Origin of the sequence: Paenibacillus sp. FSL H3-0469 (genome assembly GCF_038051945.1) — a bacterium.
Taxonomy (GTDB): Bacteria; Bacillota; Bacilli; order Paenibacillales; family Paenibacillaceae; genus Paenibacillus_AQ.
This window is the reverse complement of sequence record NZ_CP150302.1, coordinates 4,784,295-4,799,035: the sequence shown is the minus strand read 5'-3', so window position 1 is coordinate 4,799,035 and position 14,741 is coordinate 4,784,295. Positions and strand designations below refer to the sequence as shown.

Annotated in this window: 13 protein-coding genes; 6 read left to right on the top strand and 7 right to left on the bottom strand. The window is 52.0% G+C overall.

Annotation, left to right across the window (positions count from 1 at the left end; all coding sequences use genetic code 11):
- Positions 1-12: 12 nt before the first annotated feature.
- From NSS83_RS21195 to NSS83_RS21180, 4 genes are all read right to left on the bottom strand, one after another.
- Positions 13-906, bottom strand: a complete 894-nt coding sequence (locus NSS83_RS21195; protein WP_341182995.1) for a carbohydrate ABC transporter permease — start codon at positions 904-906, stop codon at positions 13-15.
- 46 nt (positions 907-952) lie between these two features.
- Positions 953-1,942 (bottom strand): ABC transporter permease subunit, encoded by a 990-nt coding sequence (locus NSS83_RS21190; RefSeq protein WP_341182996.1) that lies wholly within the window; start codon positions 1,940-1,942, stop codon positions 953-955.
- Positions 1,943-2,322: 380 nt separating this feature from the next.
- A complete protein-coding gene (locus NSS83_RS21185) occupies positions 2,323-4,215 on the bottom strand; it encodes a hypothetical protein (RefSeq protein ID WP_341346412.1) in 1,893 nt (630 codons plus the stop codon).
- A gap of 250 nt (positions 4,216-4,465) precedes the next feature.
- Positions 4,466-5,941 carry an extracellular solute-binding protein gene (locus tag NSS83_RS21180; RefSeq protein ID WP_341346411.1) on the bottom strand — a complete coding sequence of 492 codons (1,476 nt, stop codon included), beginning with the start codon at positions 5,939-5,941 and terminating at the stop codon, positions 4,466-4,468.
- A 79-nt stretch (positions 5,942-6,020) separates the two neighbouring features.
- Between NSS83_RS21180 and NSS83_RS21175 the strand changes: the two genes are divergently transcribed.
- Together NSS83_RS21175 and NSS83_RS21170 are read left to right on the top strand one after the other, a co-directional pair.
- Entirely contained in the window at positions 6,021-7,913 is a 1,893-nt protein-coding gene (locus NSS83_RS21175) for a sensor histidine kinase (RefSeq protein WP_341182999.1), read from the top strand.
- The gene (locus tag NSS83_RS21170) at positions 7,888-9,504 is read left to right on the top strand and encodes a response regulator (protein ID WP_341183000.1); all 1,617 of its coding nucleotides are present in this window, start codon (positions 7,888-7,890) and stop codon (positions 9,502-9,504) included. The genes NSS83_RS21175 and NSS83_RS21170 overlap by 26 nt, the downstream gene beginning before the upstream one ends.
- A gap of 12 nt (positions 9,505-9,516) precedes the next feature.
- Here NSS83_RS21170 and NSS83_RS21165 read toward each other — a convergent pair whose 3' ends face one another.
- Together NSS83_RS21165 and NSS83_RS21160 are read right to left on the bottom strand one after the other, a co-directional pair.
- Positions 9,517-10,245, bottom strand: a complete 729-nt coding sequence (locus NSS83_RS21165) for a protein-glutamine gamma-glutamyltransferase (protein WP_341183001.1) — start codon at positions 10,243-10,245, stop codon at positions 9,517-9,519.
- Between the two features lie 120 nt (positions 10,246-10,365).
- Positions 10,366-12,069 (bottom strand): DUF4127 family protein, encoded by a 1,704-nt coding sequence (locus tag NSS83_RS21160; RefSeq protein ID WP_341183002.1) that lies wholly within the window; start codon positions 12,067-12,069, stop codon positions 10,366-10,368.
- 259 nt (positions 12,070-12,328) lie between these two features.
- Between NSS83_RS21160 and NSS83_RS21155 the strand changes: the two genes are divergently transcribed.
- The 4 genes from NSS83_RS21155 (at position 12,329) to NSS83_RS21140 (ending at position 13,830) form a co-directional block, all read left to right on the top strand.
- Entirely contained in the window at positions 12,329-12,721 is a 393-nt protein-coding gene (locus NSS83_RS21155; RefSeq protein WP_341183003.1) for a sigma-70 family RNA polymerase sigma factor, read from the top strand.
- Between the two features lie 5 nt (positions 12,722-12,726).
- The gene (locus NSS83_RS21150) at positions 12,727-12,882 is read left to right on the top strand and encodes a YvrJ family protein (protein WP_076155695.1); all 156 of its coding nucleotides are present in this window, start codon (positions 12,727-12,729) and stop codon (positions 12,880-12,882) included.
- 4 nt (positions 12,883-12,886) lie between these two features.
- Complete coding sequence (locus NSS83_RS21145) at positions 12,887-13,084, top strand: helix-turn-helix domain-containing protein (RefSeq protein ID WP_076155698.1); 198 nt, start codon at positions 12,887-12,889, stop codon at positions 13,082-13,084.
- Between the two features lie 149 nt (positions 13,085-13,233).
- Complete coding sequence (locus NSS83_RS21140) at positions 13,234-13,830, top strand: lysozyme (RefSeq protein WP_341183004.1); 597 nt, start codon at positions 13,234-13,236, stop codon at positions 13,828-13,830.
- Between the two features lie 108 nt (positions 13,831-13,938).
- On the opposite strand, the gene NSS83_RS21135 is transcribed toward NSS83_RS21140, so the two are convergent.
- Complete coding sequence (locus tag NSS83_RS21135; protein WP_341346410.1) at positions 13,939-14,538, bottom strand: hypothetical protein; 600 nt, start codon at positions 14,536-14,538, stop codon at positions 13,939-13,941.
- Positions 14,539-14,741: the final 203 nt, after the last annotated feature.

Sequence of the window (14,741 nt, the reverse complement as noted above, 5' to 3'; positions counted from 1 at the left end):
TAGGTTCCGAGGTTAGCCTTTGATCGAGCCGAGCGTCAGTCCTTTGATGAAATACCGCTGGAAAAACGGATAGGCCAGCACAATCGGCCCAATGCCGATCAGCGCCATCGCCATGCGGATCGTCTCGCCCGGCAATTTGGCCAGCTCGGTGGCCGAGCCTTGAATGAGTGCCCCGTTGCGGCTCAGGTAATCGGCCTGGGAGATCATTTTGTACATCAGATATTGGAGGGAATAGAGGTCTGTATCGGTGATGAAGATCATGCTGTTGAACCAGTCGTTCCAGTAATGCAGCGTATTGAACAGCCCAATCGTAGCGAAGACCGGCAGGGACAGCGGAAATACAATCTTGAAGAATGTCCGCAGCTCCCCCGCCCCGTCAATCGTAGAGGCTTCAATCAGCGCGGGCGGCACGCTCATCTGGAAGTACGTCTTCATAATCAGCACATTGAACGGGGATAGCAGCATCGGCACGACCAGCGCCCAGATCGAATTTTTGAGGTCCAGCACCTGGGTGTAGACCATATACCAAGGCACCAGCCCGCCGCCGAACAGCATGGTGAAAAAGATCAGGAAAGCGAACACCCCCCGGTACCGGAAATCCGCCCGCGAGATCGGATACGCATACAGGGAAGAGAGGAACACACTGGCCAGCGTTCCGGTGATCGTGACGAAGAAGGAGATGCCGTAGGCCCGCAGCACCACACTGTAATCCTTGAATATATAGGCGTAAGCCTCCAGGCTAAGCTTCTCCGGAATGAACTGATAGCCATTGCGGACGATATAATCGTAATCGGTAATAGAGATCATGAAGACCAGTACAATCGGCAGCAGACAGGCCAGGGACAGGATAATAAAAATAATATGGAGGAGAACGTTAGTGAAGCGGGATATTTCGTTATTAGCCACGGATTTCCACTCCTTCTACAGGGTACGTGCGCCGCCAGACTTTTATCTAGAACACCGCCTGATCCTTATCGACCTTGCGCACGATCCAGTTCGAGCCGAGGACCAGGAAGAAGCCGACCACCGATTGGTATAATCCGGCCGCTGCGGACATCCCGAGGTTGCCCATGTTAATCAGCGCGTTATAGACGTAGGTGTCGATGACCAGCGTAGTCGGGTACAGCGCCCCGGAGTTCAGTGTGGTCTGGTAGAACAGCCCGAAGTCGGAGCGGAAGATGCCCCCGATCGCCAGAATCGTTGTAATAATAATGACCGGCCGGATGAGCGGAATGGTGATGTGCAGAATCTGCTTCCACTTGCTGGCACCGTCGATCAGGGCCGCTTCATAGTACTCGTTGTCAATGCCGATGATGGCCGCCAGGTAGATGACACAGCCATAGCCCACCCCTTTCCAGAGATTGATCAGCGGCAGAATGAACGGCCAGTACTTCGGCTCCGAATACCAGTTCAGCTCATCCAGCCCGAACAGGGCGAAGACCCCTTTATTGATGAAACCGTATTCAACATTCAGAAAAGCGAACACCAGATAACTCACCACCACCATCGACAGAAAGTAGGGGAAGAACATGATGCTCTGATAGAATTTGGCGGCCAGCTTGTTCCTCAGCTCATTCAGGGCCACCGCAATGGATACGGCAAAAACCAGATTGAGCACAATGAACACGAAGTTGTAGAGGACCGTATTGCGCGTGATAATCCAGGCATCCGAGGTGGCGAACAGGAATTTGAAGTTATCCAGCCCCACCCACGGACTGCCTAGAATCCCATCCACATAATTGATATTTTTGAACGCGATTACAATTCCGAACATCGGCAGATAATTGTTGATCAGCAAAAATACTACACCCGGCAGCAGCATCAGCAGCAGCACCTTATGCTTCAGCAGATGCTTGAGCCCGTGTCTCTTCTGTGTGTTCCGGCCTGCCGGCAAGCTGTTGCTGCCTGTACCCGCCACACTTCTCTTCTTCTCTGTAATCATTCCTTCCGCCTCCTGATTCCTTCAGCGATCCCTCTCTTCCCTGACTTAAGTGTACCTGCAGGCGGCCCCATCCTAAATAAGGCCATCTATAATAAAAGTTCAAAATCCTACGGAGTTTGGAAGGGCCTCGCTTCCAGCCAAGCCGAAACGGCAGTCACACGGGAGGGGAGAGAGCGCTGCTCTCGTCCTAATTCTGGCGCAAGGTGGACGGCGCGCCCCCTCCTCGCTCTGGCATGAGGTACATTAGTGGCGAAAATCCAATTATTTTCCGTACCGGAAGCTTTGCAGAGGCATCGATAAAATACAAAAAGGCGCTCCACGATGACCGCTGTGGAACGCTCTTTTAACTGAAGCTTATGCGCTGGATCTGCCTGCCGGGATTAGGTCAGTCTGTGAACAGACCACACAATGCCCGAGGAGACACCTCCAAGATCTAACGGCACGGTTAATCCATCTGCTGCATAAAAGAGGCCGATGACATCACCTGCTGTTAAGTCGAACTCACCCGTCAAGGTTACCGTGCCGTTGCCCAGTATAGTTCGGAGGGACAACACCAGTGCAATATTTACATTCAGCAGCGGGAACAATCCGGTTACCAGATCCGTTACTGTCGGGGATGTTCTCCGCACTACAAAAGCCGGATCAATTCCCGTTCCCAATGCAACCGAGATGGCAGCCGTAGTGCTGTAGTTAATGGTTGCCTCAAACGAATATCTGCCGGATACCGGTATCGTGTAATTGCCCGTAGTCTCATTAAATGTTGCACTATCATAGTAAGGCGTAGTCACAGTCCAGCCGGTAAGCTGAGTACTGGTCGTGACTGAGAACGTCGGCAGGAAGGCGGAAAACCCTTCTGACGCAAAGTTCGGGCCGGTCGCTCCGGTCACGCCTGCCACCGCTACTCCTGTTGGACCAGTTACCCCCGTCGCTCCCGTTTCACCTGTTGCCCCTGTTGCTCCAGTCGCACCAGTCGCACCAGTCGCACCGGTCACTCCCGTTGCTCCGGTAGCTCCTGTCACTCCCACGCCTGTTGCTCCAGTCGCCCCGGTCACTCCTGCGCCCGTCGCACCTGTCGGACCCGTCACGCCGGTCGCCCCGGTCGCTCCGGTCACTCCTACGCCCGTTGCTCCAGTCGCTCCAGTCACTCCCACTCCCGTTGCTCCGGTCGCTCCGGTCACTCCCGCGCCCGTTGCTCCGGTCGGACCTGTCACGCCGGTCGCACCGGTCACCCCCGCACCTGTCGCACCTGTCGGACCTGTCACGCCGGTCGCCCCGGTCACTCCTGCGCCCGTCGCACCTGTCGGACCTGTCACGCCGGTCGCCCCGGTCACTCCTGCGCCCGTCGCACCTGTCGGACCTGTCACGCCGGTCGCCCCGGTCACTCCTGCACCTGTCGCACCTGTCGCTCCAGTCACCCCAGCTCCCGTCGCCCCAGTCACTCCTACGCCCGTTGCTCCGGTCGGACCTGTCACGCCGGTCGCACCGGTCACTCCTGCGCCCGTCGCACCTGTCGGACCCGTCACGCCGGTCGCACCGGTCACCCCCGCACCTGTCGCACCTGTCACGCCGGTCGCACCGGTCACTCCTGCGCCCGTCGCACCTGTCGGACCCGTCACGCCGGTCGCACCTGTCGCACCTGTCGCTCCAGTCACCCCAGCTCCCGTCGCCCCAGTCACTCCTACGCCCGTCGCACCTGTCGGACCTGTCACGCCGGTCGCTCCAGTCACCCCAGCTCCCGTCGCCCCAGTCACTCCTACGCCCGTCGCACCTGTCGGACCTGTCACGCCGGTCACGCCGGTCGCTCCAGTCACCCCGGCTCCCGTCGCCCCGGTCACTCCTGCTCCAGTGGCTCCGGTCGGACCTGTCACCCCGGTCACGCCGGTCGCTCCAGTAGCCCCAGTCGCCCCCGTTCCGCTGGTATCGCCCAATAATTCAGCCGAGACCAGCCGGTGGGCGGTGACGAGCTGGCCGGTGCTGCTTTTCCCCCATACAGAAATCTGAACCGGATCATCTACAATAGCCGGAGTGTCAAACACAAATTCAAAAGCGTCCAGATCCGCATAGTAAGTATTAGTAATAGATCCATTGGCAGCTACATTAAGTGATTGACTGACATACAGTACCCGCATGCCTCCCTGCATGTAATAGCCTTGTAAAGATACTGTAGAAGCTGCAACACTACTGCGGTTATCAATTCTGACCGTAACCTGTGTAGTGGGTCTTACTCCTCCAACCGCATTGTTTTCCAGTGGTCCTGTGGATAGTAGAGTCATTTCCCAGTCTCCTTTAACGATAGATTTGTATTGTTCTGATAGATTGTCCTTTCCTCGCTTAATCTATCTTTTGACTACATAGAAGCTAGCAGCAGAAAGATGGATCAATATAGTAATATTCTGCGATTCCGGCACGGTGTGTGCAGTAGAGCTAGATTCCGGCAGGCATCCCATATAAATAGGAGACAACACAAAAGGGCCCTCCCGCGAGCCGCACTGGCCGGGAAAGGTCCCTGAATATAAGCCTATTCTATTCGCGTCCGCTGCTTGAACGGCTCTGCTGGCTCTCCCCCAATAACGGGGAACGGGGATCGAACTGCGGATAGATATACTCCTCACGCCGAAAAGAATATCCGGTAGCTGCAATATCCAGCATCTGATTCAGCCGCTCACTCTCGCTGCCCAGTGCCTGATCCAGCGGAATGTCCCCCGCGATGATCCGCAGGTACAGCTGCATTCTTGGACGGTCACCTGAATAACGCGGTTCCATCGACACCGTATTCGGGTCATATTGGTCCATGATCTGGGGGGAGAGCGGGTAGATCGATTCTGCTGCGGTGGGATAGAATTCCCTGAAGTGGCGCAGCCCGCGTGAAGCGCCCGGCTGATCCATAATCCCGTCTGTCACCGGGAGGGCGAGCGCCTGCTGGTACAGCATGCCCAGGAACTCCTTCGATTGAAGAAAACGCCAGACCTTCACCGCAGCCTCCCGGCTCTGCGCTGCACTATTCACTACCAGCGGAGCGTGGGGGACCATCATCAGGGCCCCGGCCCCGCGCCGTGACAGGTCCGCTGCCGGAGGGAGCGCTACTCCCCAATCATCCTTAGGCATATACTCCTGTAGCTTGACATAATCTTTGCTGGTAACATACATCATGCCGATATTGCCGTCTGCGAATTGCCGGAGCGCGCTGCTCAGCTTCAGCAGAGTCTCTCCCGGATAGAGGCTGCCCTGCTGCTTCATCTCCCGCACCATCTGCAGCCAGGGAGCATACACACTCAGGTCATAACGGCCCGACCGGTAATCATAAAGATAATAACCGCTGTAGGTATTCGATAGCTCCAGCCCAGCCTGGAGGCTGGCCCGGCTATCCCCGGCGGGCAACGCGAAGCCGTATTTGTTCACCGGTGCTCCGGCCCGGCTGATCTGCAGGGCGGCCTGCTCCAGTGCGGCGAAGGTAAGGGGAGGCTGCTCCGGGTCTAGTCCGGCGGTCCGGAACAATTGCTTATTGTAGATGAGGCGCACGGTATCAATACTGGAGGGCATGAAGTAGATTCCGCCCTTGAACAACGAGCCGGACGCGTACTTTCTGGCCCATACGGGGAACCGGAGCAGCCATCCGGCATCCAGCTCCGCAGACAGATTAGCGAGATACCCCTTGTTTACATATGTGGCCAGCCAGGCGTTATCTAGATTGAACACATCCGGCCCCTGCCCGGAGGTCATCAGCATATTCAAGGTATCGTCGTAGGCGTCTGTTGCAAGGTTCATGGGCACAATCTCAATCTGATCGGAATTTGTTTTATTGTAATGGCTGATGGCATTCTTCACTTCCAGATTCTCCGTCCAGTCAGACAGGGCGACCCTCACCCTGGTGGTCTGCTCCGCTGGTACGGCATCCTCGTCCGGGGTGAGGTCCGGCAGCAGCGGGCGGTTATAACCAAGAGTGTAAATAGCCAGCCCGCAGCCTAAGACGGCAATAAAATAGAACAGTAACCTTTTCACACCGCACCTCCTGCGTTGACATCCTGACTTCACGCGTTTTACAATGTATACCAATTATTACCCCGGAAGGAGAACTCCGATGAAGAAATATTACGATTCGTTGTCGAAGGCACTCTTCCTCTATAACTTCAGCATCCGCAGCCGCCTGATTCTCTACTTCCTCTTCCTCGTTCTTCTCCCGACTACGATCATCTCGGTCACCATCTATAACAAATCCGCCGGGATCATTACCCGGAATATGAATACATCGATTGAGAATAACTTCAATCTGGTTCAGGATAATCTGGCCCGCCGGTTCGAAGCCGCCAATCAAGCCATGACTGCGCTGTACCTGAATTCTGAATTCGCGGACCTCATCTCCTCCAACCGGCCAACAGACAGTACCGGAATCATTAATGAACTGGCCGCCCTTAGCAAAATCCTTGAGGATTTCCCCGCGAACGGGACCTCCGGCAGCAACTTCGTTCCTATGCTCTATATGCTGAACCGGCCGGAATATACCCAATATAACTTCTCGCGCCGTGTATTCAATATTGATCTTATCACCTTGAAGCCCTGGTATTTAAGCATTCCGGCCAAAGTAGATTTTGCCGTGGTCGGCCTTAGCTCGCTGGATTCCCGGTTCACCCTCAAATTCGCGAAGCGCCTGTTCGGTATCCGGCATGCACAACTGCCCTATGTCGGACTGCTCACCCTGGATATCCCGGCGGCCGAATTCGGCACGCTCCTGGAGCATTATAAGCCCACGCCCGGCAGCAAGGTCTATATCGCAGACAAGTCCGGAACCATCGCGATCAGCCCCGAGCCGTCACTCATCGGCCAGAATATTGCTGCCCAGGATTATTACAGCAAGCTTAGCTTGACTACAGACCATACTGACAACACGGGTAACCCGCTCCCACCAGATTACCCGTCCGCTCTGCATTCCTTCCGCCACTCCATCGGCAGTGAGGAGATGCTCGTCTCATACAAAACCCTGGAGAACACCGGCTGGACCATCCTGTCCTTCTCGCCTGTCCGCGAGCTTAACGGGGAGCTGATCTCCTTCCGCCGGGTGATGTACGCCGTAATTGTCATCTGCATGCTAGTCTCCTTCCTGATGGCGCTGCTGCTGTCCGAGAATATCTCCGCACCCATCCGCAAGTTCATCCAGTCGATGTCGCATGCCGAGAGCGGGAACTTCAATATCCCCATCCGCTACCGGCGCAAGGACGAATTCTCCTATTTATTCAACCGCTACAACAAGCTGCTCCAGCAGATTAAGGCGCTGATCGACAAGCTCTACGTCACCGAGCTGCGTAAAAAGGAAGCAGAGCTGCAAATGCTCCAGGCCCAGATCAATCCGCATTTTCTCTACAATACCCTAGACTCCATTAACTGGATTGCCATTAACCACGATATTCCCGAGATCAGCAGCATGGTCACCTCGCTCTCGGATTTCTTCCGGTACAGCCTGAGCAAGGGCCGCAATATCATCCCGCTCCGCGATGAGCTGCGGCAGGTCGAGAGCTATCTGCAGATTCAGCAGTTCCGCTTCCAGGACCGGCTCCACTATGAGCTGGAGGAGACGGACCCGGCGCTGGCAGAGGAATGTCTGGTGGTGAAGCTCAGTCTCCAGCCGCTGGTGGAGAATGCCCTGATTCACGGGATTCAGCAGCGGCGGGGCACAGGCACGATCCGCATCCGGGTGGAGCAGACGCAGGAGCTGCTTAGCATCTCCGTGTTCGACGATGGAATAGGCGCAGATCCTGTACGGCTGAACCAGCTGCTGGCAGACCCGCAGCCGGGCAACCAGTCTTACGGCATCCGCAATGTGCATATGCGGATCCGGCAGTTTTTTGGAGAGTCCTACGGCATCCGTTATTACGACAATACCGAAGACGGCTGCGGTCTGCTGGCTGTCCTCCGGTTCCCGGTGGTCACTACTTGGAATGAGGTGAATGAAGATGTTAACGATGATCGTAGCGGATGACGAGCCGTTTATCCGCAGCAGTCTGATCCATGTGTTCGATTGGCAGGAAGAGTTCGGGATAGAGATTATCGGGGAAGCCTCGGACGGGCTGGAAGCCTACGAATTATGCCTGAGGCTCCAGCCGGACATCCTGTTCACCGACATTATGATGCCATTAATGGGAGGCCTGGAGGTAGCGGAGAAGCTGCGGGAGGCAGGCTGCAGGGCCCGGATCATTATTATCAGCGGCGCCCAGGACTTCTCCTACGCCCGGGAGGCGCTGAAGGTCAATGCAGAGGGATATATTCTGAAGCCTGTCAAGCTGCCCGAGATCCGCAGTGTCTTCCGCCAGGCGGTGGCGAAGCTGACAGAGGAACGCGGGCAGCAGCTGGATATGGAGCAGCTTAAGCAGCAGCTTCAAGACAATATGCCGCTGCTGCGGGAGAAATTCCTCCAGAATCTGATCGCCGGCCTCTACCGCAGGGAGAAGGAGATCTGGCAGAAGATACAGTATTTCTCCCTGCCCTTCCAGCAAGGGACACCTCTCAGCGTATGTGTGCTCCAGCTGGATGAATACCGGAGCGCGGTGGATAAATACTCGGAGGAGCACAAGCAGCTGCTTTATTTTTCCATCCAGAATATCATTCAGGAGAGCCTGGACAGCCACCCCTGTGCCATCAGCTTCGTGGCTAGCGAGAACGAGTTCATCCTGGTGTTCTGCACCCCGCAGACGCCTCCGTCCCACTCCATCTCCGGGACCTGCGGGCAGATTATCGCCAACATTCAGAAGTATCTGCGGCTGGACGCCTCCGTCGGTATCGGGCGGGCTTGTCCGCTGGCGGGCCAGCTTGAGGATTCCTATAAGGATGCGCTAGCCGCGCTGGTGTACAAATTCTATACCGGGCCTGCCTCCGTCCTCTACATCAAGGATATTCAGCCCGACACGGAGAAGCTGCAGAGCACCTTTATCTATAAACTCCAGGCCCGGCTGATGAATGAATTGAAGGCAGGACATACGGACACCGTCACCCGGCTGATGGAGCAGCTCTTTAGCGGGCTGGCCGGGCACAAGCATAGAATTGAATATGTGCAGAGCCTCTGCGCAGAGATGATTTTCACCTCCGCCAGAGCTCTATATGAGATTGATGAGGATATCGGGCAGGTGCTGAGCGACCGGATTAGCATCATGGATAAGCTGTATCAGCAGACCACCATCACCGGCCTTAAGGCGTATATGCTGTCGCTCCTGCATGATTTAAGCGCTTATGTGGCAGGCAAGAATACCTCCAGGAACAGCCGGATCGTCAGCAGCATCCGTACCATCGTTCAGGAGGGGTACGCCTCGGAGCTGTCCGTGTCCAGGATTGCCGAGGAGGTGTTTCTGACGCCTAACTACATCAGCCTGCTGTTCAAGAAGGAGACCGGCGGAACCATTACCGACTATATCACCCAGATCCGCATAGGCAAGGCGAAGGAGCTGCTGCTGACCACGGACCTGAAGGTCATGGAGATCTCGGAGCGGGTCGGCTATGAGAATCCCCATTATTTCAGTACTGTTTTCAAAAAAACCACCGGCCTGCACCCGCTCAAATTCCGTTCGGCCAAGGATTAAGCCTCCCCCGCGCTAGCGGATAATATAGGATTTCGTACCTATTCTAGAGTAGATGGCGGTTTTTGCATTCACTTTGGCGGAGACTGGCGGGCTCAGGCGTGCGTTGCCGAGAGAAGCAATATAGGCAAAGTCCGGGTGAAGCCCCTCATCCGCCAGATAAGCCGAGGTCCGGCTGCCCGGCACCCGCTCCCTGTTGAGCGAGGTTATCATCTGAGTGGCATTCTTGATCCCGAGCCCGTGTCCGTAGTAACTGTCCCTGGACAACATAATCGCGTTCTCCCCCTGCCATTCCGGCTTAGCCGGATCATGGTCGGGATTCTTGAAATAGACCACATCGCCCGGCTGCAGTTCATTCCTGTTGAACGTGGTAATCAGCTTCAGATTGCTGTCATAGTTCCAGTCCCACAGGTAGAGGCCGGTGAAATTACGGTTGAAGGCCGCCTCCCCGATCATGTTGATGGTCGCTTTATAGAGAATCATCACCATCGCCATAGCACATTCGAAGGCATACAGCTGTCCATTGAGAAAAATATCATTAATCGCCGCCGAAGGCGTGACATTTGAATTCAGCTCAAATCCACCGCCTCCTGTACGGGTCCAGTACCTCGGATTGCAACGGGAATTCTCGAAGGTCGAGAAATCTGTCCCTCCAACATTCATTGCCCGGGCTGCCGCAATAATCTCCCCCCGCATTCTGCTCTCAAATGCCGGATCTGCCGGAGCCGCGTATCCATACCCCATTCTGCTTCCCCCTTTCGTCTCCTTGCCATGAAATATAGGTTATTGTACGTGTCGGGCCTCCTATTGGTGCGTAAACAGCCCCCCGTAATCTATCCACGGAGAGCTGCCGATCAGAAACACCTATGATTCTAACGTGACATGAGGATTCAAAGTAATTTCAAAGGCGCGGCCCCACAGATAATCGGGGTTATCGTACGGAAGGACAGCGCTGGCATATTCCGAGAAGACCCAGTTCCCCCCGTTAATCTGCCGGATACTGCACGCCGGTTCAGCACTCCCGATCAGGAAGGCCTCCGTCCCGGCAAGCGTGGCTGTGTGTGTCTGCATCCGTTCTCTCAGCAGAGCCTGAAGATGAGCGTAGTCCTCCGGGCTGTTGAACAACAACATATTCTGATCTGTAAATGTTGCAACATTCTCATAGAGCGAATGGGCTCTGGAGTACGTCCGGATTTCACCAATCGCCAGTCTTTTGTAGAAATAGTCCTTCAGGAAGCGCTTGAACAGCAGTGAGCCGTGAGCGTTAACCGCAAGATCCAGCGCAGCCGCATCGGTCTCTGTAACGACATAAACATACCGGGCCTGGGCCATGCCCAGTGCGAGGCCGATTTTGTTCCCCGGCGTGTTCCAGCCGCTATATCCTAATAGCGCGCCAGTATGCCTGCTGCCCAGCAGAGTCTCAGTGATACTTGCAGCTGCTGCACCCGCGCCGACACAGTCAATCACTACCGACGGGATAAGGCGGGAATAGTTATCTTCGATGCGGTTAACCGCAGCCAGTGCCTGATCCGCAGCGGTAATTGCGATAATCTCCACCTCCCTGGCATCGCCTACCGCCTCTCCCCTCACAATATCCAGATGGCGCAGGATGTTCTGGTGCACATCCATATATTCATACGGACTCGTGAGGGTAGAGCCATGCGGTCCGAAATATTCAACAGTATATCTGGTCGTTGCCCCATTCCGGTAGAGCTGATTCGCCATCCGCGCCAGTAGGGACTGCCCCAGTCCGTCTGCATCCGGGAGAATGACGGCCCGGTGCGGATTTTGACCCTGGGTCCCGCCCAGCCATTCATTAATGCCTGCTTCCATATAGTGAATCTCGTTAATCTGTACGCCCTGAGTGTTGGCGTCATCCACACCGACTGCAAGGAAATCAATAGAGCCTTCCTGCGCCAGCACCTCCAGAATATAGCGGTTCGTCTTGAACTTATGCGCTCTGGTATTGTAATACTGCTCTTTATCAAAAGTAGCCGTACTCCCATAGTCCCCGGTCGGGGACAGGTTATATCCGCTGAGAATATCGTCGAACTGCGTGAAGCTTCTGCGCGGCTGAAGCATGAAATTACGGGATTCCGTATAAGCCGCGAGGTCCAGTCCTCCCGCAAACGAGGTGGTCGCCAGCCTCATAATCGTGTCCATTACATACATCGGCTTGTCCGGGCAGGCTTGCTTCACTTCACGGATGACGTCCAGCAAGTCTGTAATTGCTGCATCATAAGCGGGATAAGCACCCCCTGCATCCGTACGCAGACGGCGGCTGCCAATCAGCCCCCCATAGGCCAGCATGTCCGCCGACAGGATGAAGCCATCCACTGAAGCCGCATGATCCCGAATAAATTGCCGGATCTTGGCTGTGTCTCCATAAGCCGGTGAACCTGTGGTCAGCAGGGTTGTGCCCGATGCTGTCTTTTGCGAATCCAAGCGGTTCTTAAGGTCTGTTACATCCGGTGTGATCACATGAATCCCCGCCGACTTCCCCTGCACAATCACATCATCCAGATTCACAGGCCGATCATCCAGCGGTACATATAGTACATTCTTCATTTCTATCTCACTCCTCTAGTTAGCAGATAGGCTCAAAACAGATGCCCTCACTATATAAGGTAAATTACACAGATGGATTACAACCAGAACGATAAATTTTTTTGCCGTGGTTCGCAAAAGGGAATTTACATTGACTCTAGTATTTAGAGTGATAAAATATAGGAACATTTGTTCTTATTATTTGGGAAATGGTTGTAAAAAAGGAATCTAATCTCTCTTTATAGTGTAGGAAGGAACTCTTCAAAAGGAGGGGCAGACAATGAAACCGGATGATAGTTTAAATCGCCGTTTTATTTCGTACATGGCCAATCTTATTTATTACAACTCTATTAATTATGACAAAAAAAGAAGAATGAAGGACACTCGGTTTCCTCTAACACTAGACAACGATGACAATATGGAATCTGTCCTATTAACTATTTATGATCCAGATGTTATACATGCAAATCTCAGAGATCACATCACAGACTATGCACTTTTTCAAGCTTATGAGACCCTTTCATCCCGACAACAAGAGATTCTATCACTAGCCTATGTCCACAACCTTAAGGACGAGGAAATAGCCAAAAAATTAGGTTACACCCAACAAAATATCTCCAAACACCGATTAAAAGCTTTAGAAAAATTGCGCCGGTTACTAACGGAGGGATGATAAGCATGCCCGAGATTGATATTGCCACACTAGTTGCTAATTTAGGCTTCCCTATTGGAATAACCCTGTATTTGCTAATCCGTTTCGAAAAGAAAATATCTGATTTAAGTGAAGCTATTAATAGTCTGAAAAATGAAATACAAAAAAATGTAAAGAAGTGATTGCATGTTTTCTCAATTATTAGTACAAGCACAACGAGACAAGGATTCGGGGGCGACATTGCACATCCTGGAGTCTTTCACCCCAAAAATCAAAGCCTCCTTGCGGCAAGTGCCCGCCGATTATCGTGATGATTTAAAACAGGAACTCTATGTCAAAATGATTGAGGTTATACAAACTTTTGATATTAGTGAATTGAAATAAAATTAGGAGCGTGGTTGTAAATAAAGAGACTCATTTCTCTTTATATAATGTGAAGACAATACGGCATTGCAGAATACTTGGGAATGGTGCTCTGGCTTTGATTCCTCCCTATTGTTCTTCTACCAAAACTAATTCAAGGAGTGATCATTATGGCATCTTTAGGTTCTAGTGGTGCAGCCCTTATTAAATCGCATGAGGGATTTTCTTTAAAATTCTATGGAGACCCCAAGGGGTATCCAACAGTTGGATGGGGACATCTTATAACATCGAGCAAAACATATAAGAAAAACACAACAGGTAATCCAAATGATTCTCTTCTAACCCAAGCAGAAGCTAATGCTCTATCAACTTCTTTGGGACTAAATTATACTTCTCCAATTTCTCAGACTCAGGCAAATACATTTTTTAACAATGATACCGCAGAAGCTGTAGGAAGAGTAAATCGGTTGACACTTCCTGCTGGTATGTCTTTGTCACAATCTCAGTTTGATGCACTTGTTTCGCTGACTTTTAATGGAGGTCCTAAAGTGCTTGAAACCACTGATGTAAAAAATCTGCTTGCATACAAGTTGATATATTCGTCCTTTCAAGGCCCTCGTTCAGAGGTAGAAAAAGATAATTGTTCGAGACTGGTCAGCAAAGCATTTTCATATGACACAAGCTTAACGAGACGAAGAAATGAAGAAGCAACTTTGTTTTGTTCCGGGCAGCCTTATACTCACAAATATCCAGTGTACTCACTTTAGTATCAATCATGTTGTAACATAACAAGAAGGTCAGCCTTTAGGCTGACCTTCTTGCATTTTCAGAATTTTATAGGATTCCTCGGCGCAGCGCAGAACCTATACATAACCTTAATCCACTGTATCCGAGAGCTTCTTAAGCTCAAAAATAGTAGCCTCTGATATCAAGATAAGCCTCTCGTTATTAACAACAAAAAAGCTTAAACTTACAGGTATACTCATTTTTGTAGAAGGGTTACTTACATCTATTGCTTTTACCACATCATTTTCATTTAAGTCTGGAATATCTATTTTAAATGATCTATAAAAAGAATCTTTATTATTGCATGTCGCTGTAATTTCATATAATGGGTTTCTTAGTTCAGTTTGATATTGACTGTAGTCTTTAATTCCTTTTGATGAAAATAAGTCTTTTTTGATGATGAGTTCATCTCCGATAAACTTCTGCCCTGTTGGATATTCAGAAGCATCATTATATGAATTTGCAAATCCTAAAAGCTTTTCAACTTTCCAAGTTCCATAGAAATAATTTTCAGTTTCGCTATCCAAACTTGTACTCTCTGTAGTACAGTAATCACTATTTCGCTGTGTTGTTACTTGTTTACTGGGAGAATCGTCTGCACCTTGTGTAACTGTTGCAGGCTTATCTGATCCACATCCTGAAAGCAAAATGGCACTCAATAACATCAATAATCCTAGCTCTTTTTTCAATATTCTAATCTCCTTTCCCTTACCTAGCAGAAATTATATCAGAGCGAACTGTTAGAGGAATGACGTAATAATAACATTATTTACGTATAAAGTTAAATTTATGTCAACGTTTCCTGTATCAGGCCCTCGCTTCCTCCGGGTCAAGAAAGTCCTTTCAACATAAAGAACCCACCCATTAGAAAGGTAGGCTCTTTATATTCTTA

Coding starts and splice junctions, on each gene's coding strand:
- NSS83_RS21190 (WP_341182996.1), bottom strand. CDS start 1,942: ATGATTACAGAGAAGAAGAGAAGTGTGGCGGGTACAGGCAGCAACAGC.
- NSS83_RS21185 (WP_341346412.1), bottom strand. CDS start 4,215: ATGACTCTACTATCCACAGGACCACTGGAAAACAATGCGGTTGGAGGA.
- NSS83_RS21175 (WP_341182999.1), top strand. CDS start 6,021: ATGAAGAAATATTACGATTCGTTGTCGAAGGCACTCTTCCTCTATAAC.
- NSS83_RS21170 (WP_341183000.1), top strand. CDS start 7,888: ATGTTAACGATGATCGTAGCGGATGACGAGCCGTTTATCCGCAGCAGT.
- NSS83_RS21165 (WP_341183001.1), bottom strand. CDS start 10,245: ATGGGGTATGGATACGCGGCTCCGGCAGATCCGGCATTTGAGAGCAGA.
- NSS83_RS21160 (WP_341183002.1), bottom strand. CDS start 12,069: ATGAAGAATGTACTATATGTACCGCTGGATGATCGGCCTGTGAATCTG.
- NSS83_RS21155 (WP_341183003.1), top strand. CDS start 12,329: ATGAAACCGGATGATAGTTTAAATCGCCGTTTTATTTCGTACATGGCC.
- NSS83_RS21150 (WP_076155695.1), top strand. CDS start 12,727: ATGCCCGAGATTGATATTGCCACACTAGTTGCTAATTTAGGCTTCCCT.
- NSS83_RS21145 (WP_076155698.1), top strand. CDS start 12,887: ATGTTTTCTCAATTATTAGTACAAGCACAACGAGACAAGGATTCGGGG.
- NSS83_RS21140 (WP_341183004.1), top strand. CDS start 13,234: ATGGCATCTTTAGGTTCTAGTGGTGCAGCCCTTATTAAATCGCATGAG.